The sequence below is a fragment of the Tolumonas auensis DSM 9187 genome, from assembly GCF_000023065.1.
In the GTDB taxonomy this organism is placed as follows: Bacteria; Pseudomonadota; Gammaproteobacteria; order Enterobacterales; family Aeromonadaceae; genus Tolumonas; species Tolumonas auensis.
Genome location: NC_012691.1, coordinates 2,478,245 through 2,502,523, shown reverse-complemented (window position 1 = coordinate 2,502,523; position 24,279 = coordinate 2,478,245). Strand labels below are relative to the sequence as shown.

Sequence of the window (24,279 nt, the reverse complement as noted above, 5' to 3'; positions counted from 1 at the left end):
GTTCTCTATTTTGATGAGTTAGTTGTTTCGTTTTTTTCGTCGTTAATGTATTCGTTTGGACTTATAGCTTTCAGTAGTTTTTTTTTCAAATTCAATGGCCATGAAACAAATCGACATATTGAAGGTGACTCAATTATCATCTTGTAGCTCATTGCGGAATAAATGAATGCCATTTCTCTCAGCGAAAAATACAATGACATATTAGGGATGAATCCTATTGTGCACTCTATTAACTCATTTGTTGTAAGTGTTGAGTTCACTGCTTTTCTTAGGCTTTCATCATCTATTTCATTGTATGCTAAATCTTTACTTCCTAAGGCTGTGTATATTTTATTGAGAGATTTTTCAATCTTAGATGTGAAATTAATATCATATTCATCTGATTTTTCTGTTCCTATATCTAATTCTTCTTTTAGGTTTATATTCCACTCAGATAAGCAATCAATTAATGTAAAGAACTCCACGTCATTTGAAAAGATTGATGATTTATTGAAAAAGCTCATCCCATGAGATGGAATTGCTTTTTCTTTGAAGTTTTCTGTTGAAACTATCTTGTAAATGTAAGGAGTTAATGTGTTATTTTTAATATTGGAGTTGCTGGTTTTAATAAGTAGACAGATATATATCTTTGTATAAGTGGATGTTAGTCTGTAATTGGGATGGTTTTCGCTATTTTTAATTATCTTTAATGACTCCATTGCTGCGGAGTCGAAATTGAGATCATAAATTTTAATTAGGGTGTCGAGCATGTAATAGGGGGAACTATTTTTATATTTAAGGTTTTGCCTCTGGAACCAACATGAGTTTTCCCTGTCGAATCTGTGGTGGATTAAATAATGTAAAATGTGTGCGGATTTGCTCATGTATTTATCATTTAGATTTGCATGATATCTGATAGATAAGTTTTCTGTCATGTTTATTATTTTTTGTTGATTCTTTTTTCCTTTTTTTATAGATCTATTTATTTCAGTTGTTAAGTTATTTAATGACTTCCAGTGTTCGGTTTTTGTGTGCTTTGATTTGTTTATTGCGGAGAGGTAATAATAAGAGAATTCATCAATGTGATCTCTAAAATATAAAGCAAGACGCATTCCTTGTAGAGCGGACGATATCAATAAAAATAGTTCTTTACTGGCATTTTTAGAGTCTTTATTTCCTTTTTTGTTGAGTGTTTTGTGTTGTGTGATTAAATGTTCAACTCTTTCATTAATTGTTTTTTGTTTTAATGCTGACTTTAAAGATATTTTCCCTATAAATTCATTGAACTCTGTTGTTTCTTCAGTTGTTAAATTTTTATTTTTTAAGATTGCCTTTATGTAATTTCGAATCAGTACATCAAGTGGCGTTTTTTCTTCTGTTTCTAATTTTGAGTTAATAAGGTTTATAAAATGATAAATAGGGCTGTTTGTACTAAAGTTTTCAATTAAATTAAATAATAGTAGTGCAGAAAAAGGAACTATTAATTTCTTTTGAAATTCCTTGTTGTAATCTTCTTTTTCCATATCAAGCAGATATGGTGAAGAACTTAAATTTTTCATTGCTTCTTCAACAAGTTCTAATACACCACCAAGTTGAACCATCAGCTGTTCATCATTACCTGAAAGAAAAGAAACTAGCCGGTTAAGTAATACATCAGAAAAAATATCTTGTTTTGTTGTGAAGCTACGCTTTATGGAAAGTTGTTCTTTTCTGTCATCAACTAAATCACAAGCATCAAAAAGCGATGAAATGATTTCCTCATAATTAATTGATTTTACTATCACTAAATTTTTCTCCTTGTCTCTGCAGATTTTCGGAGGTTACATAAATCCAAAAACTCTAGTCTTGTTTTAACTCAACGAGCGAAGGAAAAAACATGAAAAAATTAAAGGATACAAGCATCAAGCTGATACCAATGCATTTAAACCATCTTAGTCAAATGCTATCCACTTCAAATTGTGGAAATCATATCGTCACTACAAAAGAACATACGCCTTTGGTAGGCCATAGGTGTTCCCCAATCTTCGGTGATGGTGATCGGATCATTCGAATCAAAGAGTTTGCTGCAATGATCAGTCTTAGTCGTTCAACGATCTATGACCGCTTAAACCCAAAGTCACCACGATTCGACCCTACTTTTCCTAGACCCATCAAACTTGGTGCGTCAGCGATTGGCTGGCACTTAGTCGATGTTGCTGCGTGGATTAGTTCTTTAACTTCAACAAATTGATTCTTTGGAGCGTAATTATGAATACTTTTGACAAAAATCCAGTGCAATTTCCTTTTCATGTATTACCTATTGGGTTGCAACAGGTAATCCAGAGGGTACATGCAGAAACTCAGGCACCATTACCTTTGATTGCATCTTCGTTACTTGGAGCAATGTCGCTGTCTTGCCAAGACCTTTTTGACGTGGAACCAAAGGAAAAAATGCGTTACCCAATTTCGCTATACCAAATGATATTAGCGGAATCTGGAGAACGTAAATCGACCGTAGATCGATTGCTAATGAGTGGGATTCGTGAACTTGAAGCAGAGTGGGAAATAGAGCATCAAGACCACGTATCAAACAATAAAACTGATATTTCAGTATGGGAAGTGCAATATCACGCACTTCGTAAAAAGTTACAGCAAGATATCAAGAAGGGCGAAGATCCAGAGAAAACGATAAAAGCACTAATTGAATGTTCAAATGCAAAACCTAAAGAACCAGTTCGTAAACGTGTCGTGATTAATGACATCACGACGGCGGCTATTAAAAAAATGTTGGGCACTGGTTGGCCGTCTTTAGGTCTTTATTCTGATGAAGCCGGTAGTATTTTGTTCGGTGAATTACTCAGTGATTCGGCTTTACTGAACTCATTGTGGAATGGTAGTTCCATTGAGGTTGATCGTGCCAGTACTGAGGTGTTTAAAATCGAAGATGCTAGACTCAGTTGTATGTTCATGGTTCAGCCACAACTGTTTGAAGCATACATGGCGAAAAAAGGCGAACAGTCGCGAGCTTCAGGATTCTTCGCTCGGACGCTATTTTGTGCACCTCTTTCGACGATAGGACAGAGAACAAGCGACAAAGAAGAATGGTTAATTAATAACTCAAATCCAATGGCGTTGGAGGCTTTTAACAAGCGAATTAGAGAACGATTACAAAAAGCTGTATGGCGAAGAATTACAGGACAACCTCGAGACATTATTCGGTTTTCTCCTGAAGCTAGTGCGAGATGGTCTGCTGAATTTAATCGCGTTGAATCACTGTGCACGCCGTTGGGTTCGCTAGAGAATTTTCGTGATTATGCTTCAAAGCATGCTGAACATGTATCCAGAATCGCTGGGGTTTTGGAGGGATTTTGTAGTGGTGATGCATTGGTTTCTGACCAGATCATGTATGCAGCTATAACAATAGCGAACTGGTATTTTGATTCCTTCATCTATTTGATGAGTAAAAGTTGTATTCCAGAAGAAATTAGATTTGCAGATTTACTTGATAGTTGGTTGCAACACAAAATACATAATTATCCGAATTGTGTATTTCCAAAAAATCATCTTCTAAAGTTCGGCCCCAATAGTGTTCGCTCAAAATGTTCACTGGAGAAGGCCTTAGCCACACTTTTTCAACGGGGAAAGATTAATGTATTTAAACATGGAAAAACAAACTATATTCAATATTTGCCATATGGCACACCTAGGGTTTAAAAAATAACTTCAGAGTGTTTAATTAACATCCTTCATGGATTTTTCTCATAATTGATGGAGGTTTTCTTACGTAACGTCTTATTTTTATATTAATTTTTGTTGGTATTGTAATATATGCCAATGATACATTTCTACTCTTAATGTAATTCATTTAATTAATAACGGCATAGTTAGGGGTTATCTATGCCGTTTATTGAGGTGTATATGTATTTCGATAATCAACTGACAACCATTGAATATAATAATTTAACAAACAGAATGACTAAGAACTATGGATCTTTAGATCTGTATAAGGTTAATAGAATCATAGAGACAGTGCAGAAAAGCTTACGGTATTATAGTAGGGTAAGAGCATTCAGGATAGACTTACGTTTTGCCAATGATTACATGGATGGAGATGTAGATACTCCATCCCATTTTCAACAAGCAGACCCGAAGGCAATTACTCGTTTCTTTGAATCACTTAAGAGTCAATTAAAGGTATATCGTAAAAATAAAAATATAATGGTAAGTAGAGATGATTTTAAATATATCTGGACAAGAGAGAAGGATGAATCATTTCATCATCACTACCATCTTGTTTTATTGTTTGATAAGGATGTTTATTATCATTTAGGTGATTGCTCACCTGATAACTCATCTGGGATTGCAGCTATGATTCAAAAGGCTTGGTGTAGTGCTTTAAGAGTGAGTTTTCCAGAATATGCAACATTGGTGCATTTTCCTGATAACTGTGCGTATAACCTAGAAGGTAAAAATGCGACATTACAGGATGAGAAATTTATATGGGCTTTAGAGCGATTCTTATATCTCTCTAAAGTCGATACGAAAACGACAGATGATGGTTTTCGTAATTTTGGCTGTAGTCAGTTTCCCGTTTATTCATTGTGATTGATTAGGCAAATGATGATCTGGCGCTGATGAATTAAAAACTTTGATATATCCGTGCCAATTGCTTCCCAAACGCGCTATAACGCAGTAGGATTAACCTAATACATTTTATTAGGTGCAAGCCTTTACATGCCTGCAAACGTCACTGAAAAGCGTTTAGATGCACTCCCGCAGGCAACTCGGGAGCGGCTTGCGCATATCGACTTTACCTTGATGTTTAAAGGTGAAGCGGTGCGGGCTGACTTGATCGCACGCTTCAACATCGCACCCGCTCAGGTGACGAAAGATTTCACTCTCTATCGTGAATTGGCACCTCAGAACATTGAGTATGATGCACAACGCCGGTTGCATGTTCGCAGCGCTCAGTTCCATTCTCTGTTTCAATACGACCCGCTACGCACACTGGCAACGTTGAGTCAGGGCTTTGGTGATGGTTTCTCTGGCAAACGTGGTGTGCCATTCCCTTGTGAAGCGCCACATCATCTCAATCAGCCTGCACTGTCTATTATCGCGACCTTGACCGAAGCTATTCACAAACGCAAAGCAGTTCAGATCAACTATGTCTCACTGAGCAGTGGTGAAACGCTGCGTGAGATTGTGCCGCATACACTGGTTGATAGTGGCTTACGCTGGCATGTACGCGCTTATGATCGCTTACAACACGCATTCAGAGATTTTGTACTGACGCGGGTAAAACAATGTACGTTCGTTACTGATTCAACGCTGAACGAAGCAGAGCAATCAATGAACGATGAGCAATGGAGCGCCCTTATTTCGCTCGAATTAGTGCCACACCCGAATCTCAAACATAAAGAAGCGATTGCACTTGATTACGCCATGACTGATGGCCTGAAAACCATTCAGATCAGGGCCGCGATGGCCGGTTATTTATTACGGTTATGGAATGTTGATTGTTCGGCAGACCATCACCTGACAGGGGCTGAATATCAGCTCTGGTTACGCAATTCAGCATGTCTGGCGGTGGCGCATAACGCCCTATTAGCACCAGGCATGAGTTAATTTTTATTTTAGCTGGGCATCAGCCTGGCAACAGGATAACAACATGGATCACAGCGTTCACAACAAACTGGTTTCTTTCATCTGGAGCATCGCCGACGACTGCCTGCGGGATGTCTATGTGCGTGGCAAATACCGTGACGTGATTCTGCCGATGGTGGTGCTGCGCCGTTTAGACACCTTGCTTGAGCCATCGAAAGAAGCGGTGTTGGAAGAGGTTCGTTTCCAGCAGGAAGAAATGAACGCGGTGGAACTGGATGACGAGCCATTAAAAGCGGCATCGGGTTATGTGTTTTACAACATCTCGAAATGGACGCTGAAAACCCTACATGCGGCGGCCACCAATAATCAGCAGATCTTGTTGCAGAATTTTAATGAATACCTGAATGGTTTTAGCGACAACGTCAAAGAGATCGTTGGGCGTTTTAACCTGAAATCGCAGATCCGCCATATGGCTGAAAAACAGGTGTTGCTCGATGTGGTGGAAAAGTTCATTTCACCCAACATCAACCTGACACCGCAGGAATGCGAAGATGCCTCTGGCAACAAACTTCCGGCACTGACCAACCTCGGCATGGGTTATGTGTTTGAAGAGTTGATCCGTAAATTTAACGAAGAGAACAACGAAGAGGCGGGCGAACACTTTACCCCGCGTGAAGTGATCGAGCTGATGACGCATCTGGTGTTTGACCCGCTCAAAGATCAGTTACCGCTCACCATGACCATCTACGACCCCGCCTGTGGCAGTGGTGGCATGCTTACCGAATCGCAGAACTTCATTGAAGAGAAATATCCGGCAGTGGGTGCGAGCCGCGACATTCACCTCTACGGCAAAGAGATCAACGACGAGACTTACGCGATTTGTAAGTCAGACATGATGATCAAGGGCAATGATCCCGCCAATATCAAAATCGGCTCAACCCTCTCGACCGATGAATTCTCGCACATGCGGTTCGACTTTATGCTCTCAAACCCGCCCTATGGCAAAAGCTGGGCGTCGGAGCAGAAAAATATTAAAGAGGGAACCGAGGTCATCGACCCGCGCTTTAAAGTGCAGTTGACTGATTACTGGGGCAAAGTGGATGCGAAAGGCAGTGATGCCACGCCACGTTCCAGTGACGGGCAATTGCTGTTTCTGATGGAAATGGTCAGCAAGATGAAGGCGCCGGTTAATGGCACCATTGGCAGCCGTATCGCCTCGGTGCATAACGGTTCAAGCCTGTTTACCGGCGATGCCGGTGGTGGTGAAAGTAACATCCGCCGTTATCTGATTGAAAACGACATGCTCGAAGCCATCGTGCAACTGCCGAATAACCTCTTCTATAACACCGGAATCACCACCTATATCTGGTTGCTGAACAACAACAAACCAGAACGCCGCAAAGGGAAAGTGCAACTGATCGATGCCAGTCAGTTATTCCGCAAACTGCGTAAAAATTTAGGCAATAAAAACTGCGAATTTGCGCCGGAACATATCGCCGAAATCATGCAAACCTACCTTGAATTTAACGAGGTGGAACGCCAGCTTGATGCCAATGGCGACGCCATCGGTTTAGCCAGTAAAATTTTCAATAACGAAGATTTCGGTTATTTCAAAGTCACCGTCGAGCGCCCTGATCGCCGTAAAGCGCAGTTCAGCGCCGAGCGCATTGCGCCGCTGCGTTTTGACAAATCACTCAGCGAAGCGATGGAATATTGCTATGGCGAATATAACGACAAGGTCTATCAAGCTGGTTTCTTGGCAGAACAGGGTAAACACATTACCGATTGGTGCGAGAAAAACGACATCAGCTTAAATAACAAAGCCAAAGAAAAGCTGCTCGATACCGCTTTCTGGCTCAGTTCACGCAAGTTACTCGATGCCGCACAAACGCTGATGGAAGGTGTGGGTGAGGCTGAGTTTACCGATTTCAATCTGTTTAAAGACAAGGTCGATGCAGCACTGAAAGCCAGCAGTTTGAAACTATCCGCGCCCGAAAAGAATGCCATTTTAAATGCCGTGAGCTGGTATGACGAAACCGCAGAAAAAGTGGTGAAGAAGGTGCTCAAACTCTCTGCTGATAAACTGGCGGAATTACTGGAACTCTATAGCTGCGAAGAGGGCGACCTGCCTGATTTTGGTTATTACCCGCATGGCAAGAAAGGCGAATTCGTCACGTATGAAAGCAGCAGCGATTTGCGCGACACCGAGTCCGTGCCACTGAAACAGAGCATCTATCAGTATTTCCTTGATGAAGTAAAACCGCATGTTGCTGAAGCTTGGCTGAATATGGAATCGGTGAAGATTGGCTGTGAAATCAGCTTTAATAAATATTTCTACCGCCATAAACCACTGCGTAAACTTGAAGCGGTGGCACAAGAAATCATTGATCTGGAAAAACAGGCCGATGGTCTGATTGCGCAGATTTTAGGGCTGACAACCCACTCGGCAACGGTATAGGCAGGAGACGCAAGCATGACGACGTTCACTGTAATGCCGAAGTATGAGGCGTATAAAGATTCTGGTGTTGATTGGTTAGGAGAAATACCAGAAGAATGGAGCACTCGAAAAGTAAAATATTTGTTCCGTATTGGTCGAGGGCGTGTTATCTCGCAGCAAGAACTTGATGATAATGGGTGTTATCCAGTGTATTCATCTCAGACTCAAAATGATGGGATACTAGGATACATATCAACTTTTGATTTTGATTGTGAGCAAATTACTTGGACGACAGATGGTGCCAATGCAGGAACCGTCTTTCTTCGAAAAGGTAAGCATAATTGCACAAATGTTTGCGGTACATTGCAACCAATTAACAAGCAGAAAATAAGTCTAGAGTTTTTAAAAAACGCATTATCAATTGCGGCTCAATTTTACAAGAGACCTGATACAAACGGTGCAAAAATAATGAATGGCGAAATGGCAGAGATTTTTGTCACGTTTCCGCCATTAGAAGCTCAAACCGCCATCGCTAATTTCCTCGATGAAAAAACAGCCAAAATCGACGAAGCGATTGCCATCAAAGAAAAGCAAATTGAACTGCTGAAAGAACGCAAACAGATCATCATTCAACAGGCTGTCACACAAGGCTTAGACCCGACTGTGCCGATGAAAGACTCTGGTGTGGAATGGATTGGGAAGATTCCGGCGCATTGGGAAGTTCGTCGAAGTAGATTTGTTTTTTGTCAGCGAAAAGAAAGAGCTAGATCAAATGATGTTCAGTTGTCCGCAACTCAAGCCTATGGTGTCATTCCTCAAGAGCAATATGAGGAAATGGTTGGTAGAAAGGTTGTTAAAATTTCTTTTCATTTAGACAAACGAAAACATGTAGAAATAAATGACTTTGTTATCAGCATGCGTAGTTTTCAAGGTGGTCTCGAGAGGGCTTGGGCCTCTGGGTGTATTCGATCCTCTTATGTCGTGTTACGGCCTGTAAATTCTGAAGAGATAGACGCGGGGTTTTTTAGTTATTTACTAAAACTACCCAGTTACATTAATGCCTTACAAATGACGGCAAGTTTTATCCGTGATGGGCAAGATTTGAATTTTGATAATTTTTCTCAGGTTGATTTATTCATTCCGCCTATTGATGAACAGCGCGCGATATTTTCAGCAATTCAATCTAAGGTCGATGAGATAAATAAAGCAACAGAGATATTTATTGGGCAGATCACTAAATATCAGGAATACAAAACCACTCTCATTAACAGCGCCGTTACCGGCAAAATCAAAGTGGTGTAACCATGAGCTATCAGCCACCGTTTCAGCTCACCCACACCATGATGCGCCATGTGGCCCACATCGGCGAACTGATTGGCACATGGAAGGCGGCTAATCAAAACCAGTTGGTGCCCGAGCTGCGCCGTGGCAACCGTATTAAAACCATTCAGGCATCGCTGGCAGTCGAGCAAAACACGCTGACACTGGAACAGGTAACGGCGGTAATCGAAGGCAAAACCGTGCTGGGCCTGCCAAAAGAGATTCAGGAGGTGCGCAATGCCTTTACCGCTTATGAAGCGTTAGAGCGCTGGCACCCGCAGCACATCGACGACTTACTGGCCGCACACGCCTTATTACTGCATGGCCTGATTGATGACGCAGGCCACTGGCGCAGCAAAGGGGCGGGCATCTATCGCGGTGAGCAACTCGTACATATGGCCCCACCAGCCAGCCAAATTCCACGCCTCATGGCCGATCTGTTCGCTTGGCTAGCCAACACCGATGCCCACCCGCTGATTGCCTCGGCGGCCTTTCATTACGAGTTTGAATTTATTCACCCGTTTGGTGATGGCAATGGCCGCATCGGGCGCTTATGGCAAACGCTTATTTTAAGCCACTGGCAGCCGATGCTGGCGTTCCTGCCGGTTGAAACCGTTATCAAACATCGCCAGCAAACCTATTACCAATTACTGACCGAATCTGATCAGAAAAGCGATTGTTCGGCTTTTATCGAATTTTTGCTGCAAGCGATAGAAGACAGCCTGCAAGAAGCCATTAACACCCAACCTGATACCGAAAAAACGCGGGTACAAACGCGGGTACAAACGCGGGTACAAACGCCGGAACTGATCTTGGCTTTGTTAAGCGAGCATCCGCAAATGAGTTTGGCCGAGGTCGCACAGCAGATAGAAAAATCAGTCACGACCGTCGAACGCGCCGTTGCCAAGCTGAAAACACAAGGCCGTATAGCGTTTATCGGGCCGAAAAAAGATGGTTACTGGCAGGTTATACAAGAATAAAAAATCAGGGAGAAAACATGGTAAGCCACACCAACGAACAAGCGCTGGAAGCAGCCATAGAGAAAGCCTTAACCGGCCTGTGTATGGAAGAGGTGAAAGCGGGTATTAATGAACCTGCTGGTGCTTATATCACCCAGCATAATGGTTTCCAGCAAGGTTTTCCGGCTGATATCGATAAGCAATATGCCCTCGATTTACGCTTGTTCTGGCAGTTTCTTGAAAACACGCAAGCTGAAGAATTAGCTAAGCTGAAAGTGCATCATGCCAACGACTGGCAGCGCAAAGTGTTAGAGCGTTTCGACCGTCTGATCAAAAAACACGGTGTGCTGCATCTGCTCAAGAAAGGCTTAAGTGTGGATGATGCTTACCTGACCCTGATGTATCCGGCGCCACTCGCCAGCAGCAGTCAGGCAGTGAAACAGAATTTCACCGCGAATATTTTCAGTTGCACCCGACAGGTGTGTTACTCGCAACTCAACCCGTTGCAAGAAATTGATATGGTGCTGTTTATTAACGGCATCCCGCTGGTGACACTCGAACTGAAAAACGCGTGGACGGGTCAAACCGCGCGTTACCACGGCCAGAAACAATACCGTGAAGATCGCGACATCAATCAGCCTTTGCTGAACTTTGGCCGTTGTCTGGTGCATATGGCGGTGGATACCGATGAAGTCTATATGACCACCAAACTGGCTGGTAAAGAGACCTTCTTCCTGCCATTTAATAAAGGCAATAATCACGGTCAGGGCAACCCACCCAACCTGTTCGGCCACAAAACGGCCTATCTGTGGGAAGAGGTCTTCACCAAAGTGAGTCTGGCCAACATCATTCAGCACTTTGTGCGTTTAGATGGCTCATCGAAAGACTTACTCAACAAACGCACCCTGTTCTTCCCCCGTTATCACCAGCTTGATGTGGTGCGCAGGCTGGTCGATCATGCCGCACATTATGGTGTCGGGCACACCTATCTGATCCAACACTCTGCCGGTTCAGGCAAATCAAACTCGATCACATGGGCCGCCTATCAACTGATAGAGGCGTACCCAGCAACCAATGATGTGCATGGCAGTCATGGCATCGATCAGCCGTTATTTGATTCTGTGATTGTCGTGACTGACCGCCGCCTGCTAGATAAACAGCTCAGAGAGAACATCAAAGAGTTCTCTGAGGTGAAAAACATCATTGCGCCAGCGAATAAATCATCAGAGCTGAAATCGGCCCTCGAAAATGGCAAGAAGATCATCATCACCACCATCCAGAAATTCCCGTTCATTGTTGATGGCATTAGCGACCTCAGCGACAAACGTTTTGCCGTGATCATCGACGAAGCGCACAGCTCACAATCGGGCACCGCGCACAGCAAAATGAACGAAGCGATGGGGAAAACGGAAGAAGAAGCTGAAGATATTCAAGATCTGATCTTGCAGTCGATGCTATCACGCAAGATGCGGGGCAATGCCTCTTATCTGGCGTTCACAGCAACACCGAAGAACACCACATTAGAGAAGTTCGGTCAGCGACAGGAAGATGGCAGCTATCGGCCATTCCACCTGTATTCAATGAAACAGGCCATCGAAGAAGGCTTTATTCTGGATGTGGTGGCGAATTACACCACCTATCGCAGTTATTACGAAATCAGTAAATCGGTCGAAGACAATCCGCAATTCGACAGTAAAAAGGCACAGAAGAAGTTACGTGCATATGTCGAAGGCAGTCAGGAAACCATTAATGTGAAAGCCGAAATCATGCTGGAGCATTTTATTCCGCATGTTGTGAATGCCAAGAAGCTGAAAGGGAAAGGCAAGGGGATGGTGGTGACGCAGAACATCGTGTCTGCCATTCGTTATTTCAAAGCCATTACCAAACAGCTCGACGCGATAGGCAACCCTTTCAAAGTTCTGATCGCATTCTCAGGCACAAAAGAGGTCGATGGCATTGAATATACCGAAGCTGATCTGAATGGTTTTGCTGAAAATGACACCCGCGATAAATTTGATACTGATGAATACCGCCTGCTGATTGTCGCGAACAAATATCTGACAGGGTTCGATCAGCCGAAACTCTGCGCGATGTATGTCGATAAAAAACTGGCTGGTGTGCTTTGCGTGCAAGCATTATCACGTTTGAACCGAGCAGCACCGAAATGGGGTAAGAAAACCGAAGATTTATTTATTCTCGATTTCTTTAATGCGGTGGATGATATCAAGGCCGCCTTCGACCCGTTTTACACTGCGACATCATTATCACAGGCGACCGACATTAACGTGTTGCATGAGCTAAAAGACGCGCTCGATGACGTGGGCGTGTATGAGTGGTATGAAGTCGAAGAGTTCGTTCAGCGTTATTTCAAAGGCGATGACGCCCAACTACTCAGCGGCATTATCGATGTCGCTGCCGAGCGCTTCAATCAAGAGCTGGAACTCACCAACGCAGAGCAAGTTGATTTTAAAATCAAAGCCAAGCAGTTCGTAAAAATCTACGGCCAGATGGCATCGATTATTCCTTACGACATGTTGTTGTGGGAGAAACTGTTCTGGTTCCTCAAATTCCTGATCCCGAAACTGAAAGTACAAGATCCAGAAAGCGATCTGCTGGATGAACTGCTCAACTCAGTCGATCTGGCCTCTTACGGCCTACAGCGCGTCAAACTGAATTACACCATTGATTTAGATGCACAAGAAACCACCGTTGACCCGCAGAACCCGAACCCGCGTGGTGGGCATGGCGGTGATGTCGAGACAGATCCGCTGGACGCGATCATCAATAACTTCAACGAGAAATGGTTCCAAGGCTGGAGCTCAACGCCAGAAGAGCAAAAAGTGAAGTTCGTGAACATCGCCGACAGCGTGAAAAAACACCCTGATTTCGAAGCGAAATATCAGAACAACCCTGACCCAATCAACCGCGAACTGGCATTCGAAAAGATCTTGAAAGAAGTGATGCTACTGCGCCGTAAAGATGAATTGGAGCTCTACAAGCTGTTCGCCAACGATGCAGCATTTAAAACATCATGGATGCAAAGCGTGCAGAGAATGGTTGGGGTGTGATGGTTTATTAGATAAGAAGTGAGAACAATATGTCCGAAATTATAAATAAAATAGATATAAGTAAGATATACGAGCAGGATTTAAATTTTTTATTTGGTGCTGGAGCTTCATTTGGGTTGTTTCCAACATTGGCAACACAAATGAAAGATGAAAATGGCAATTATGAAACCATCGAAACGCTTGCTCATTATTTTGAATCAAAAAACAAAAAAAATTTAAACTCTCTATTGTTCATGTACTATTACAAAGAATGTATTGAGCCTGTAATGAAATTTAACTGGAGCGAAAACAAAGGTTGGCATATTGACTTTGATGATAGAATTGAATTAGAGGTAATGAGTAATTACAAAGCGCTATTATTTACACTGTTTTCTATTTTGGATAAAAAACATCATCAAGAAAAAAAGGTTAATATATTTACAACCAATTATGATTCTTGTTTTGTTGAAGCTTACGAAGAGTTGCTTGAAGAAAATAAAACTCAGTTAAATTTAAATGACGGGTCAAATGGTTTTAAGCGAAAAGTGGTCGAAGCTAGAAATTTTGATTCAATACAGGTTAGGAAAAGCACTTTTGATAAGAATGCCACTATAGTTCCTCAGGTAAACATTATTCACCTGCATGGATCTGCTTATTGGAGAAAGAAAGGTGAATCAATAGAAGTCCAATACCATAATAACAATAATGATAGATTGATTGAGCGATTTCCAGAAAGCGAATTGAAAATATTTAAATCTTTTATTAAAAAATCTGACTCAAAAAAAGAAGAGCTAAAAATTGAATTCTCCTCTGATTTTGACGAAATAGAAAAGGAATTCTGGGTTAAGTACAATAAACTTCCAATTGTTAATCCCACAAAATGGAAGTTTTATGAAACAGTATTTGAGGAGCATTACTATCAAATGCTAAGGTATATGAGTTACCAGTTAGAAAAAAGACAATCGACATTAATTGTTTTTGGTTTTTCATTTGCAGATGAACATATTAGACATTTAGTTAAAAGGTCTCTATCCAACAATTATCTTACAATGTATATATGCTGTTTTGATGATTCCCAGCTTTCAAAGATGAAAAGCTATTTTGCTGAATATGCCAATGTTAAGTTTATTAAGATCGAACAAAACTTAAACTTCAGCGAATTCAATAATAATGTTTTTTCTATTACCCCTTTGGTGTAGGGTGGAAATATGTCTATATTGGTTGGTGAGGTAGTTGGCGTAAATGGTGTAACTGTCACGGCTAGACTTTATGAGGAATCTAACAAAGATACTTTATTCTACGGTGGGAAATTATTAAAAGGTATATCAATCAGAGAGTTCGTAAAAATAGAGCGCGGATTTAAAGAAATTATTTGTCTTGTTGAGGGAGAGTTTCTTGATGAGAAACGTTATGAAGATAATGAAGAAAAGAGATATTATATTAGGAGAGTAGAGCTAAAACCAATAGGTTATTTTGAAAAGGGAGTTTTTTTCGAGGGTATCAAGTACCTGCCTCTTATCAAAGATAGAGTATATCTTCTTGAGGAAGAGAGAGTTTCAGATATTTATGGTAAACCAGTGGACGAAGATTTCATAATAGGTCGGTTATTGAAAGAAGAAATACCAATCTCTTTGAAGTGGGATAAATTATTTAATACTCATATTGGTGTTTTTGGCAATACTGGTAGTGGGAAATCAAATACGTTAACAAAGTTATATACTACTTTATTTGAACATAAAATTGAACAAATTTGCGGGAAAAGTAGGTTTGTTGTAGTGGATTTTAATGGAGAGTACGCAACCAATCAACTGGTATCTAAAAAATACAAAACCATTTACAATCTAAACACAAAAGATGAATCAGATAAATTCCCACTATCTAAAAATGAATTCTGGAGTTTGGAATCACTTTGCATTCTATTTCAGGCTACTGCCAATACTCAAAAGCCATTTATAAATAGAATAATTAACAGCAAGGATAAATATAAAAGCATAGATAATAGCTTGGAGATTTATTTAAAGAAAACATTTGAAAGAATATTTACCGCGGCGCAACCCAAGGCTGACTCATTGGATTTGGTTAGAAATGTAGCTAGTTTGTTGGAGTTGGATGATATAAACATCTTATTGAAGTCTGTTGGTTGGAACACTACTCGATCAAATTTTTATTGCTTGTTTGGTGGTTCTACGGTTTACTTTAATTCAGAATCTAATGGTTATAACTTAGTATTTAAGTCTAAAGTCGACAGCTTGAAACTAAAAACGATAGATGCTTTCGAGGAACTAAAGCTTCGTTGTGACTTGCAGCTAATTAACGATTTGATTTTTGGCTATGTTCAATATGAGTTTATTCAGCCATTATTAAAAAGAATAGACGCATCTCTAAATGCACTTAAAAAAGTTATTTCTGTGGTGGATGAAGAAGTCAATAAAAAAACTGTTACAATTATCTCATTTAGAAAGTGCAATCAAAGTATAAAGAAAGTACTCCCATTGCTAATTGCGAAGCACTATTATCATCCTCACAGGGATAATGTTGATAATCCGCCGAAAAATACAGTTCATTTGATCATTGATGAAGCGCATAATATTTTATCTCATCAGTCAACTCGTGAAAGTGAAAGCTGGAAAGACTATCGCTTAGAACAATTTGAAGAGATTATTAAAGAGGGGAGAAAGTTCGGATTTTTTCTGACTTTATCAAGTCAGCGCCCCGCAGATATTTCTCCAACTATTATTTCACAAGTGCATAACTTCTTTATCCATAGGTTAGTCAATGAGAGAGATTTACAACTTATAGATAATTCAATCAGCACATTAGATAGTATATCGAGGAATATGATACCTAACTTATCTCGTGGGTGTTGCATTGTGACAGGAACCTCATTTGATCTCCCCATGGTTCTACAGGTTGATCTGTTAGAAAGAGAAAAACAGCCAGATAGTGAGGATGTTAATTTAATGAAGTTGTGGAGCAATGAAAGCAACATGTAGTAACCAAATTAATTTGGTTACTACAATCCAACTATTAGAGGAACATGCGCCATATGCTAGACTTTGCTTAGTTTTGACAAGGTTAAGTGGGAGCTATGCAGTTAACGAATTATCACTTTCTACAGCAAATAGCGGATCTGCCATTTGTAGAAGCTATTTACCTGTTTGGTTCTCGAGCAAGAGGGGATCATCGTGAGCGTTCGGATATCGATCTCGCTATTTTGTGTCCTAATGCTAGCGAGAGAAATTGGCAGACAATAGTAAATATTGTTGATGATGCAGATACCTTGTTGCCAATAGATTGCATCCGTTTAGATCACGAACAGCTAAGCAGCCCGTTACGGATTCAGATAGAAAAGGATAAGAGGCTGCTATATGAACGCCCAATTAAAAATTGATGCATTAGGTAATGCATTAAAACGTCTGGAAGAATCTCTTGCCTTTGATCTTTCTCAGCCATTGGTTGTCGATGCCTGTATCCAGCGATTTGAGTTTTCTATTGAACTAACATGGAAAATGCTAAAGAAATGTTTAGCAATTGAAGGTATCGAAGTTAACACTCCACGAGAAAGTATCCAGCAGGCGTATGCAATTCATTGGTTAAATGATGAGTCTGAATGGCTAAGTATGCTGAAAGATCGCGTGCTTACATCTCAAACTTACAAAGATGATCTAGCCTTAGAAATCTACCGCCGCTTGCCCGCACATTTTGCCGCAATGATGGCGCTATACCAATTGTTGAATACACGCTTCATTCAATGACTAGTGCAAGAATGAAAGTCGAGGTCTGCTGAATAGCTGAGAAAAAACAAGTCGGTACTGATATTCAGTACCGACTTGTTTATGCAGTTAATGCTTGTTAAACCGATCACAGGTTAGCTAACTATTTACTATTTTTAATCCCTTACTGCCACCCAGACTGAACCATCCTTGGGCCGCAGCCTCGATATGATCACTCCACCATTGCATCATTTTTATGCGTTGTTCAAAGTAATCACTTCGGTTGTAGGCCCGACGGATCTCATTATCATCTGCATGAGACAGCGCAGCCTCAATAACATCAGGGTTAAATTCCTGCTCGTTTAGCGTTGTGCTTCCAAGAGAGCGCAGACCATGAGCGACCAGTCGACCGCCATAGCCAAGGCGTTTCAATGCTGCATTTGCAGTTTGTTCATGAATATGACCAAGTGGATTACGATAACTGGGAAATACATGGGGTCGATGACCACTGATTGGTTTCATTCTTTCAAGCAGGGCAATGGCTTGTTTTGTTAATGGAATCCGGTGCGTTCGATCCATCTTCATCCGTTCTGCCGGAATAGTCCATATCTTAGATTCTAAGTCGATCTCATCCCATCGCGTACCGGCTGACTCGTTCGGTCGGACTAGGGTATGAAGACTCCATTCAATCTGGCAGCGGGTGGTGGCATCTAAACGACCATTGATAATGTCTGCCATCAGAAGCGGTAATTCATCGGGTCTGATTGTTGGCATGTGTTTTTTAGATGGTTTCTTGAATACTTTTCGAATATCAGCGCAAGGGTTTGCATCGAGAAGCCCGTGATTAACGGCATAAGACATAATTTCATTTACACGCTGGCAAAGCCTACGGACTGTTTCCAGCTTGCCATCGGCTTCTAACGGTCGCAGTAGAGAAATAACCATCGGGGCACGGATGAGATCTATGGTTTTGTTCGCTAGCTCTGGAAGGATATACATTTCGAGTGAACGCCATGTGTCTTCTGCATAGTCTTCAGAAACATCATGGCGCTTCATATCCAGCCATTGCCTAGCAATCTTAACGAACGTGTTACTACTTGCCTCATCTCTGGCTTTGGTAATTGCGATTTGTTCTTGCAAGTAGGTTTGTGGGTCAATGTTTTCAGATAACAACGCACGTGCTTGCCTACGCCGCTCTCTGGCAGCCGCCAAAGTAACATCAGGGTAGGGGCCAAAACTTAAATTAGCTCTTTTTTTATTGTCTGGACGGTAGTAGTTGAATAACCACATTTTGTTACCGTTGGGCTTGATCCTTAGATACAGACCATCCCCATCACCGAGGTTGTATTCTTTGTCTTCCGGCTTTGCTGTTCGCAGCTTGGAGTCGGTTAATTTGTCTTTACTCATAGAGGCATCTCCACAACAGTAACACCAAAATTGATGTTACCAGACCGGTGTTACCAATAATGTTACTATTTTTATTGGCTCTAGGTGAACTATTGTGGATTACATCGGACAATAAAAAACCCGCGAAGCCTTATGCTGCGCGGGTTTTTGTATTTCTTTGTACTGCTTCGTACAAGTATTTGGTGGAGCTGGCGGGATTTGAACCCGCGTCCGAAAAACCTACATCCTCAGTACTACATGCTTAGTCGAATCTTTAAATTCGCCACCCAGCTGCGGACCGACACGCTACTGAATAACTAGTCTGATTAGTTTTAACGCTTCCACCCCAGACAAGGTTTCCACGCGATCCTATGAAAGATGACCTTCCAATCCCCTAGGACATAGGCAAGCTAGGGTAGAAGGGCTCCGAGCAGGGTATTAAGCTGCTAAAGCGTAGGTTTCGTCGTTTGCGACTATTTTTTTGCGGTTTGTTAACGAGGCCTACCGCACCTCGGCATGCACCTTGGGTTTCGAGTGTCCCGTCGAATCCAGAATCAGCCCCAATGTGTTACTGCTACTATACCTCAGAAACAAATGCTATCCAAGGTTATCTGCCTTTGTTTTTCATCATTCGTTCTTTATCCCGCTGCCATTCACGCTCTTTCAGATCTTCTCGTTTGTCGTGTTCTTTCTTACCCTTAGCCAAACCAATTTCAACTTTGACCCAGGCACGACTCCAGTACATAGACAGAGGGATCAAGGTGTAACTCTGGCGTTCGACCAGACCAATCAGGCGCTCTAATTCGCTTTTCTTCAATAATAGTTTTCTGATCCGGGTGGGATCACAAACTACGTGAGTAGAAGCAACGTTCAATGGTGTAATCGTCGCCCCGAATAAGAAGGCTTCGCCATTTTGCAGTAACACATAGCTGTCGCCGATATGGGCTTTACCTGCTCGCAGAGATTTGACTTCCCAGCCCTGCAATGCCAGACCAGCCTCGTATTTATCTTCAATAAAATAATCGTGGCGGGCTTTTTTGTTCAGCGCGATGGTACTGTCACCGCCTTTTTTCGTTTTATTTTTACTCATGTCGCTGAAACCTTTTATAAACTTAGGTCTTCTATTATACGTACTGTAATAATGCTGTAAAACCAAAGCCACACAGGTTTAGTGATTGGTCACGGCCTCATGCTAGAATCAGCGCAGTAAGAGGAGTGATTATGGCGCGAGTTAACCGCAGTGCGCTGGTGATGTTCAGTGCAGAACAAATGTTCAGATTAGTCAATGATGTAGAAGCCTATCCATATTTCCTGCCGGGCTGTGTAACCGGAAAGGTGCTGGAGCAATCAGATGGTCAAATGGTTGCAGCAGTCAGTGTATCCAAAGCCGGTATTCATAAAACATTTACGACGCGAAATACGTTGACCCCATACAATTCCATTAATATGGAGCTTGTTGACGGTCCGTTCAGAATGTTACGAGGGATCTGGCGTTTTGTTTCCCTGGATGAGCATGCCTGCAAAATTGAGTTGGATCTGGAATTCGAATTTATGTCCCCGCTGATTGAACTGGCTTTCGGTAAGATTTTCAGAGAGCTTACAGGCGCAATGGTGCAGGCGTTCACTCAACGAGCAAAGGAGGTTTACGGTGCCTGATCAAATTCAGATTGAGGTGGTATATGCCTTACCGATGCGTCAGACAACATTGACTCTGAAAATAAATACCGGGAGCAGTGTTGAAGACGCTATCCGGGAATCAGGAATTCTTGCGAGACATCCGGAAATTGATTTGGCAGTTAATAAAGTGGGGCTATTTGGCCGGGCAGTGGCATTGAGCACCCGTCTTGAGCGGCCAACCCGCATTGAGATATACCGTCCGCTACTTGCTGATCCAAAAGAAATCCGCAGACAGCGTGCTGAGAAAGCAAAGCTGCAATCGCTGAAATAAATAAGCCGTCGAGTGGCGACGGCTTATCTCAGTTCCCCGTCTGATAGGGGAAATCAGAGCGGTCTGTAGAAATCTGCCGGAGGACGAAAATCACCGGAAACAGCAGCAAGACGATCATTTTTAAACATGAGGCGCATGTCTTTGCGCTCTGCTTTATCCCAGCCCGGTTTCAGATAATAAATGTAATACCAGACATTTGGATCATTCTGATCGGTGACCATCGGGCTACCCATCACATATATTACCTGTTCGCGGGTCATGCCAACGCGAAGCTGATCCACTTGTTTCTGTTCGACATAATTACCTTGTGGAACATCAATACGATAGACACAACCAGTAGTGGCTGACATCATCACGCCGGCTAACAGTGCCGCTATCCATTTGCGATTTTGCATGTCGGTTCTTCTTGTCTGACGGTCGATTAAGCTGTCCAGATGATAACGGGTAAATATCATCAGGGAAAGCGTTAGCCACTGATCAGCAACTCACGGGCATTAGCCAGTGTATTAGATGTGATCTGGTTGCCTCCCAGTAAGCGGGCTAATTCATGTAGCCGCATTTCCTTATCCAGCAATTGCATTGATGTTTCTGTCTGCTGACCATCATTTTGTTTAGCAACCAGATATTGCTGGTGTCCATGCCCAGCCACCTGAGGCAAATGCGTTACGACCAGAACTTGTGTCGATTCACCAAGTTTACGTAGCATTTTCCCTACAATAGATGCAGTTCCGCCACTGATCCCCACATCCACCTCATCAAAAATCAGGGTTGGTGTTGCTACGCGTTGTGCCGTAATCACCTGTATCGCCAGACTGATCCGGGATAATTCCCCCCCGGATGCTACTTTTGCCAGCCCCTGCAAAGGTTGTCCCGGATTGGTTGATACCTGAAACTCAGGGATATCAAGCCCTAATGCAGTCGGTGTCGGCGTTTCTTGCGGATGAAATACGATCTCTAATCGTCCATCCGGCATATTCAGCTGACTAATCTGTTCTGTGATTTGTTGGCTGAGTTCTGCCGCATAACGTTTCCGGCTGGCGGATAACTTTTGTGCCGCATCAAGATATTCATCCCGGGCCTGTTGTAGTGCGGTAGCTAACTCCTGTAAACGTTCATCTGCCGCACCTAACTCCTGAAGTTCCTGACGTAATTGCCGATGTTTTTCTGCCAGTTCTTCAGGTTTGACATGATGCTTACGGGCTAACTCCATTGTCTTTGAAAGACGATTTTCGACTTCAATGAAGCGGGTAGGGTCAATATCGAGATTATCAAGATAACTGCGCAACTCATAATGACTTTCTTCAATCTGGATTTTTGCATCCTGCAGCATCTGAGCGACATTTTTCAGCAGCGGATCCATCTCCCCCAACTGCTCCAGTTTATCCAGAACATTTTGCATCAATGTACCAATCGTAATGTCGTCGCCATCATGCAGTAATTGCAGACAAAACTGACTGTCATGAAGCAGCGATTCGCTGTTTGCTAACCGGGTGTGTTCAACTTCAATTTCTGCAAATTCACCGGGACGCAGTGCAAATTCATCCAGCTCCTGAACCTGATATTCCAGAAGTTGTAAGCGTGACTGACGTTGTTCCTGAGCCTGACGCAAACGTTGGCGTTCCGCATGCAAACTACGCCAGCTTTGATAATGCTGACGGGTTGAGTCCAGTAATCCCTGATGGTTAGCATAAGCGTCCAGCACGGTCAGCTGATATTCAGATTTCAGTAATAACTGATGTGCATGCTGACCATGAATATTGATCAGCGTATTGCCCAGTTGTTTCAGCTGTGCCAGAGGAACCGGAGTGCCGTTGATATAAGCCCGGGAACGCCCTTCATTTGTGATAACCCGCCGCAGAATGCATTCATCCTGTGTGTCGAGTTCATTAGCGCGCAACCATTGCTGTGCGTTCAGATTTTTTTCGATATTAAAGCGGGCGATGACATCAGCTTTATCTGCGCCATGGCGCAGCATACCGGCATCTGCCCGTTCACCAAGACAAAGACCTAACGCATCAATGGCTATTGATTTTCCCGCACCAGTCTCTCCGGTGACGCAGGTCATGCCATCACGCAGATCCAGTTCCAGAAATCGGACAATCGCAAAGTTATGAATGGTGAGTTGTGTCAGCATACCGGGCAGACTCCACTGCAGATAAACTGACTTTGAGTATATACTGTATATAGATACAGTAAAGAGGGCAGTGAATAAATTTACTGTATATTAAAACAGTTGATTGCTCCAACCTAATTTAGTGCGTAATACATTGAAATAATCATAATCTTTAGGATGCAGCAAAGTTAGCTGGTGCGGTGCCCGGCGAATAATAATTTCATCTCCGGGATGAACTGAAAGTGTAACGTGACCATCACAGCTTACATGCAACTGCTCATCAGGATTATCAGGTGAAATAACCAGTTTAACCTGACGATGTGCATCAATTACGATCGGACGACAGCTCAGTGTATGTGGAAACATTGGTACCAGCGTCATAACATCCAGTTGTGGCATAAGGATCGGTCCACCCGCAGAAAGGGCATAAGCAGTTGATCCGGTTGGTGTTGATACAATCATGCCGTCAGCCCGCTGACTGAAAACAAAACTATCATCAATATAGACTGAATATTCAATCATATGGGCTATTTTGCCCGGGTGCAGTACAGCTTCGTTGAGTGCAGTATTTGATGATTTCGGTTCACCATGGCGATAGATGGTTGTCTCCAGTAAAAAACGATGTTCAGTCTGATAATCACCGGATAGCACCTGCTGTAATGACACTTCGAAATCATGCGGAGATAAATCAGTCAGAAACCCCAGATTACCGCGGTTAACACCAATCACCGGAACATCATAACGAGCCAAGACGCGGGCTGCGCCCAGCATATGGCCGTCGCCACCCACCACTATTGCCAGATCTGCATTTTTTCCAAGTTCCACTATATCCATGCAATGCTCAGCCGGACATGGTAATTGATGTGCCAGGCGGGTCTCAGTCAGGACGTTGTAGTTTTGCTCGCGCAGGAATTTATACAATGCATTGATGGTTTGATTAACATCATCATTGTTTGCTTTGCCGAGTAATGCCAGCGTACGAAAAGCCTGAGACATGAGTTCATTCCGGAAAATACTGTGGTTTCAGTATAACTCTTTTGCCTGTTGAACCAATAAATTACCTGCAGATGAAAAATAGCCTCTTGAAAATAACAATGGCATCCCCATATTTGTGCCATTACGTAACATTCAGGTAGTGAGAGATGACTAATCAGGAACAAGTTCAGGAACCCATCAATCAGGAAACTCAGACCGCGGACCAGCAAGAAACAGTGGCGATCGAAGGTGTAGCTATTGATTCCGCTTATGTTGTCGAGCTTGAACAGAAGCTGGAACAAGCCAGTAGCATTGCTGCGGAAGAAAAAGATCGCGCGCTGAGAACCGTTGCTGAAATGGAAAACCTGCGTCGCCGTACAGCATTAGACGTTGAAAAAGCACATAAGTTTGCCTTAGAGAAATTTGTAACTGAACTGCTTCCTGTTCTGGATAATCTGGAGCGCACAATCCAGGTTGCGGACAAACAAAATGACGCAGTAAAACCATTGCTGGAAGGTGTGGAACTGACACTAAAATCAATGGCTAACAGTGTTGCTAAATTCGGTGTTATCGCGCTTGACCCGCAGGGGCAGGCATTTGATCCGAATCAGCATCAGGCTATGAGCATGATTGAAAATGGCGATGTAGCGCCGAATACCGTTATTGCTGTAATGCAAAAAGGGTATGAATTGAATGGCCGGGTGATTCGTCCGGCCATGGTGATGGTTAGCAAAGCACCAGCAGCCAGCGCAGAAGTTTAATTTATTATTTCCCCTTGAATAGATGAGGGGATAACACCATATAACTGTCAACGCCGTT

The 24,279-nt window shown here is 42.5% G+C and carries 21 protein-coding genes and 1 other RNA gene; 15 read left to right on the top strand and 7 right to left on the bottom strand.

The window, feature by feature from the left end:
- Positions 1–5: 5 nt before the first annotated feature.
- Positions 6–1,763, bottom strand: a complete 1,758-nt coding sequence (locus TOLA_RS11565) for a hypothetical protein (protein WP_015879344.1) — start codon at positions 1,761–1,763, stop codon at positions 6–8.
- 92 nt (positions 1,764–1,855) lie between these two features.
- Here TOLA_RS11565 and TOLA_RS16545 point away from each other — a divergent pair, with 92 nt between their 5' ends.
- The 12 genes from TOLA_RS16545 (at position 1,856) to TOLA_RS11510 (ending at position 17,080) form a co-directional block, all read left to right on the top strand.
- Complete coding sequence (locus tag TOLA_RS16545) at positions 1,856–2,209, top strand: helix-turn-helix transcriptional regulator (RefSeq protein WP_015879343.1); 354 nt, start codon at positions 1,856–1,858, stop codon at positions 2,207–2,209.
- Between the two features lie 17 nt (positions 2,210–2,226).
- Positions 2,227–3,672 carry a YfjI family protein gene (locus tag TOLA_RS11560; RefSeq protein WP_015879342.1) on the top strand — a complete coding sequence of 482 codons (1,446 nt, stop codon included), beginning with the start codon at positions 2,227–2,229 and terminating at the stop codon, positions 3,670–3,672.
- A gap of 183 nt (positions 3,673–3,855) precedes the next feature.
- A complete protein-coding gene (locus tag TOLA_RS11555; RefSeq protein WP_049759187.1) occupies positions 3,856–4,563 on the top strand; it encodes an inovirus Gp2 family protein in 708 nt (235 codons plus the stop codon).
- Positions 4,564–4,692: 129 nt separating this feature from the next.
- A complete protein-coding gene (locus TOLA_RS11550) occupies positions 4,693–5,583 on the top strand; it encodes a WYL domain-containing protein (protein WP_015879340.1) in 891 nt (296 codons plus the stop codon).
- Positions 5,584–5,626: 43 nt separating this feature from the next.
- On the top strand, positions 5,627–8,020 hold the full coding sequence (locus TOLA_RS11545) for a type I restriction-modification system subunit M (RefSeq protein ID WP_015879339.1): 2,394 nt from the start codon (positions 5,627–5,629) through the stop codon (positions 8,018–8,020).
- 15 nt (positions 8,021–8,035) lie between these two features.
- Complete coding sequence (locus TOLA_RS11540) at positions 8,036–9,301, top strand: restriction endonuclease subunit S (protein ID WP_015879338.1); 1,266 nt, start codon at positions 8,036–8,038, stop codon at positions 9,299–9,301.
- Between the two features lie 2 nt (positions 9,302–9,303).
- Positions 9,304–10,299 (top strand): Fic family protein, encoded by a 996-nt coding sequence (locus tag TOLA_RS11535; RefSeq protein ID WP_015879337.1) that lies wholly within the window; start codon positions 9,304–9,306, stop codon positions 10,297–10,299.
- Positions 10,300–10,316: 17 nt separating this feature from the next.
- Complete coding sequence (locus tag TOLA_RS11530) at positions 10,317–13,346, top strand: type I restriction endonuclease subunit R (protein ID WP_015879336.1); 3,030 nt, start codon at positions 10,317–10,319, stop codon at positions 13,344–13,346.
- 29 nt (positions 13,347–13,375) lie between these two features.
- On the top strand, positions 13,376–14,524 hold the full coding sequence (locus TOLA_RS11525; protein ID WP_015879335.1) for an SIR2 family protein: 1,149 nt from the start codon (positions 13,376–13,378) through the stop codon (positions 14,522–14,524).
- 9 nt (positions 14,525–14,533) lie between these two features.
- On the top strand, positions 14,534–16,318 hold the full coding sequence (locus tag TOLA_RS11520) for an ATP-binding protein (protein WP_015879334.1): 1,785 nt from the start codon (positions 14,534–14,536) through the stop codon (positions 16,316–16,318).
- A gap of 95 nt (positions 16,319–16,413) precedes the next feature.
- A complete protein-coding gene (locus tag TOLA_RS11515) occupies positions 16,414–16,716 on the top strand; it encodes a nucleotidyltransferase domain-containing protein (protein WP_015879333.1) in 303 nt (100 codons plus the stop codon).
- A complete protein-coding gene (locus TOLA_RS11510; protein ID WP_015879332.1) occupies positions 16,694–17,080 on the top strand; it encodes an HI0074 family nucleotidyltransferase substrate-binding subunit in 387 nt (128 codons plus the stop codon). Before TOLA_RS11515 ends, TOLA_RS11510 begins: the two co-directional genes overlap by 23 nt.
- A gap of 117 nt (positions 17,081–17,197) precedes the next feature.
- Here TOLA_RS11510 and TOLA_RS11505 read toward each other — a convergent pair whose 3' ends face one another.
- From TOLA_RS11505 to smpB, 3 genes are all read right to left on the bottom strand, one after another.
- Positions 17,198–18,445 carry an integrase domain-containing protein gene (locus tag TOLA_RS11505; RefSeq protein WP_015879331.1) on the bottom strand — a complete coding sequence of 416 codons (1,248 nt, stop codon included), beginning with the start codon at positions 18,443–18,445 and terminating at the stop codon, positions 17,198–17,200.
- Between the two features lie 180 nt (positions 18,446–18,625).
- Positions 18,626–18,986, bottom strand: a transfer-messenger RNA (tmRNA) gene (gene ssrA, locus TOLA_RS16540).
- A gap of 45 nt (positions 18,987–19,031) precedes the next feature.
- Positions 19,032–19,514, bottom strand: a complete 483-nt coding sequence (gene smpB, locus TOLA_RS11500; RefSeq protein ID WP_015879330.1) for an SsrA-binding protein SmpB — start codon at positions 19,512–19,514, stop codon at positions 19,032–19,034.
- A 131-nt stretch (positions 19,515–19,645) separates the two neighbouring features.
- Here smpB and TOLA_RS11495 point away from each other — a divergent pair, with 131 nt between their 5' ends.
- Both TOLA_RS11495 and TOLA_RS11490 read left to right on the top strand, forming a co-directional pair.
- A complete protein-coding gene (locus TOLA_RS11495) occupies positions 19,646–20,080 on the top strand; it encodes an SRPBCC family protein (protein WP_015879329.1) in 435 nt (144 codons plus the stop codon).
- A complete protein-coding gene (locus tag TOLA_RS11490; protein WP_015879328.1) occupies positions 20,073–20,372 on the top strand; it encodes an RnfH family protein in 300 nt (99 codons plus the stop codon). Before TOLA_RS11495 ends, TOLA_RS11490 begins: the two co-directional genes overlap by 8 nt.
- Before the next feature lie 53 nt (positions 20,373–20,425).
- Here TOLA_RS11490 and TOLA_RS11485 read toward each other — a convergent pair whose 3' ends face one another.
- The 3 genes from TOLA_RS11485 to nadK form a co-directional block, all read right to left on the bottom strand.
- Positions 20,426–20,767 carry an outer membrane protein assembly factor BamE gene (locus tag TOLA_RS11485; protein WP_041609527.1) on the bottom strand — a complete coding sequence of 114 codons (342 nt, stop codon included), beginning with the start codon at positions 20,765–20,767 and terminating at the stop codon, positions 20,426–20,428.
- Between the two features lie 71 nt (positions 20,768–20,838).
- Positions 20,839–22,506 (bottom strand): DNA repair protein RecN, encoded by a 1,668-nt coding sequence (gene recN / locus TOLA_RS11480; RefSeq protein ID WP_015879326.1) that lies wholly within the window; start codon positions 22,504–22,506, stop codon positions 20,839–20,841.
- A 90-nt stretch (positions 22,507–22,596) separates the two neighbouring features.
- The gene (gene nadK, locus TOLA_RS11475) at positions 22,597–23,481 is read right to left on the bottom strand and encodes an NAD(+) kinase (RefSeq protein ID WP_015879325.1); all 885 of its coding nucleotides are present in this window, start codon (positions 23,479–23,481) and stop codon (positions 22,597–22,599) included.
- 146 nt (positions 23,482–23,627) lie between these two features.
- Between nadK and grpE the strand changes: the two genes are divergently transcribed.
- Positions 23,628–24,221: a nucleotide exchange factor GrpE gene (gene grpE, locus TOLA_RS11470; protein ID WP_015879324.1), complete on the top strand. Its 594-nt coding sequence runs from the start codon at positions 23,628–23,630 to the stop codon at positions 24,219–24,221.
- Positions 24,222–24,279 lie beyond the last annotated feature (58 nt).

Excerpts from the sequence above, each read along its gene's own strand:
- TOLA_RS16545 (WP_015879343.1), top strand. The coding sequence starts at position 1,856 with ATGAAAAAATTAAAGGATACAAGCATCAAGCTGATACCAATGCATTTA.
- TOLA_RS11560 (WP_015879342.1), top strand. The coding sequence starts at position 2,227 with ATGAATACTTTTGACAAAAATCCAGTGCAATTTCCTTTTCATGTATTA.
- TOLA_RS11555 (WP_049759187.1), top strand. The coding sequence starts at position 3,856 with ATGCCGTTTATTGAGGTGTATATGTATTTCGATAATCAACTGACAACC.
- TOLA_RS11550 (WP_015879340.1), top strand. The coding sequence starts at position 4,693 with ATGCCTGCAAACGTCACTGAAAAGCGTTTAGATGCACTCCCGCAGGCA.
- TOLA_RS11545 (WP_015879339.1), top strand. The coding sequence starts at position 5,627 with ATGGATCACAGCGTTCACAACAAACTGGTTTCTTTCATCTGGAGCATC.
- TOLA_RS11540 (WP_015879338.1), top strand. The coding sequence starts at position 8,036 with ATGACGACGTTCACTGTAATGCCGAAGTATGAGGCGTATAAAGATTCT.
- TOLA_RS11535 (WP_015879337.1), top strand. The coding sequence starts at position 9,304 with ATGAGCTATCAGCCACCGTTTCAGCTCACCCACACCATGATGCGCCAT.
- TOLA_RS11530 (WP_015879336.1), top strand. The coding sequence starts at position 10,317 with ATGGTAAGCCACACCAACGAACAAGCGCTGGAAGCAGCCATAGAGAAA.
- TOLA_RS11525 (WP_015879335.1), top strand. The coding sequence starts at position 13,376 with ATGTCCGAAATTATAAATAAAATAGATATAAGTAAGATATACGAGCAG.
- TOLA_RS11520 (WP_015879334.1), top strand. The coding sequence starts at position 14,534 with ATGTCTATATTGGTTGGTGAGGTAGTTGGCGTAAATGGTGTAACTGTC.
- TOLA_RS11515 (WP_015879333.1), top strand. The coding sequence starts at position 16,414 with ATGCAGTTAACGAATTATCACTTTCTACAGCAAATAGCGGATCTGCCA.
- TOLA_RS11510 (WP_015879332.1), top strand. The coding sequence starts at position 16,694 with ATGAACGCCCAATTAAAAATTGATGCATTAGGTAATGCATTAAAACGT.
- TOLA_RS11505 (WP_015879331.1), bottom strand. The coding sequence starts at position 18,445 with ATGAGTAAAGACAAATTAACCGACTCCAAGCTGCGAACAGCAAAGCCG.
- smpB (WP_015879330.1), bottom strand. The coding sequence starts at position 19,514 with ATGAGTAAAAATAAAACGAAAAAAGGCGGTGACAGTACCATCGCGCTG.
- TOLA_RS11495 (WP_015879329.1), top strand. The coding sequence starts at position 19,646 with ATGGCGCGAGTTAACCGCAGTGCGCTGGTGATGTTCAGTGCAGAACAA.
- TOLA_RS11485 (WP_041609527.1), bottom strand. The coding sequence starts at position 20,767 with ATGCAAAATCGCAAATGGATAGCGGCACTGTTAGCCGGCGTGATGATG.
- recN (WP_015879326.1), bottom strand. The coding sequence starts at position 22,506 with ATGCTGACACAACTCACCATTCATAACTTTGCGATTGTCCGATTTCTG.
- nadK (WP_015879325.1), bottom strand. The coding sequence starts at position 23,481 with ATGTCTCAGGCTTTTCGTACGCTGGCATTACTCGGCAAAGCAAACAAT.
- grpE (WP_015879324.1), top strand. The coding sequence starts at position 23,628 with ATGACTAATCAGGAACAAGTTCAGGAACCCATCAATCAGGAAACTCAG.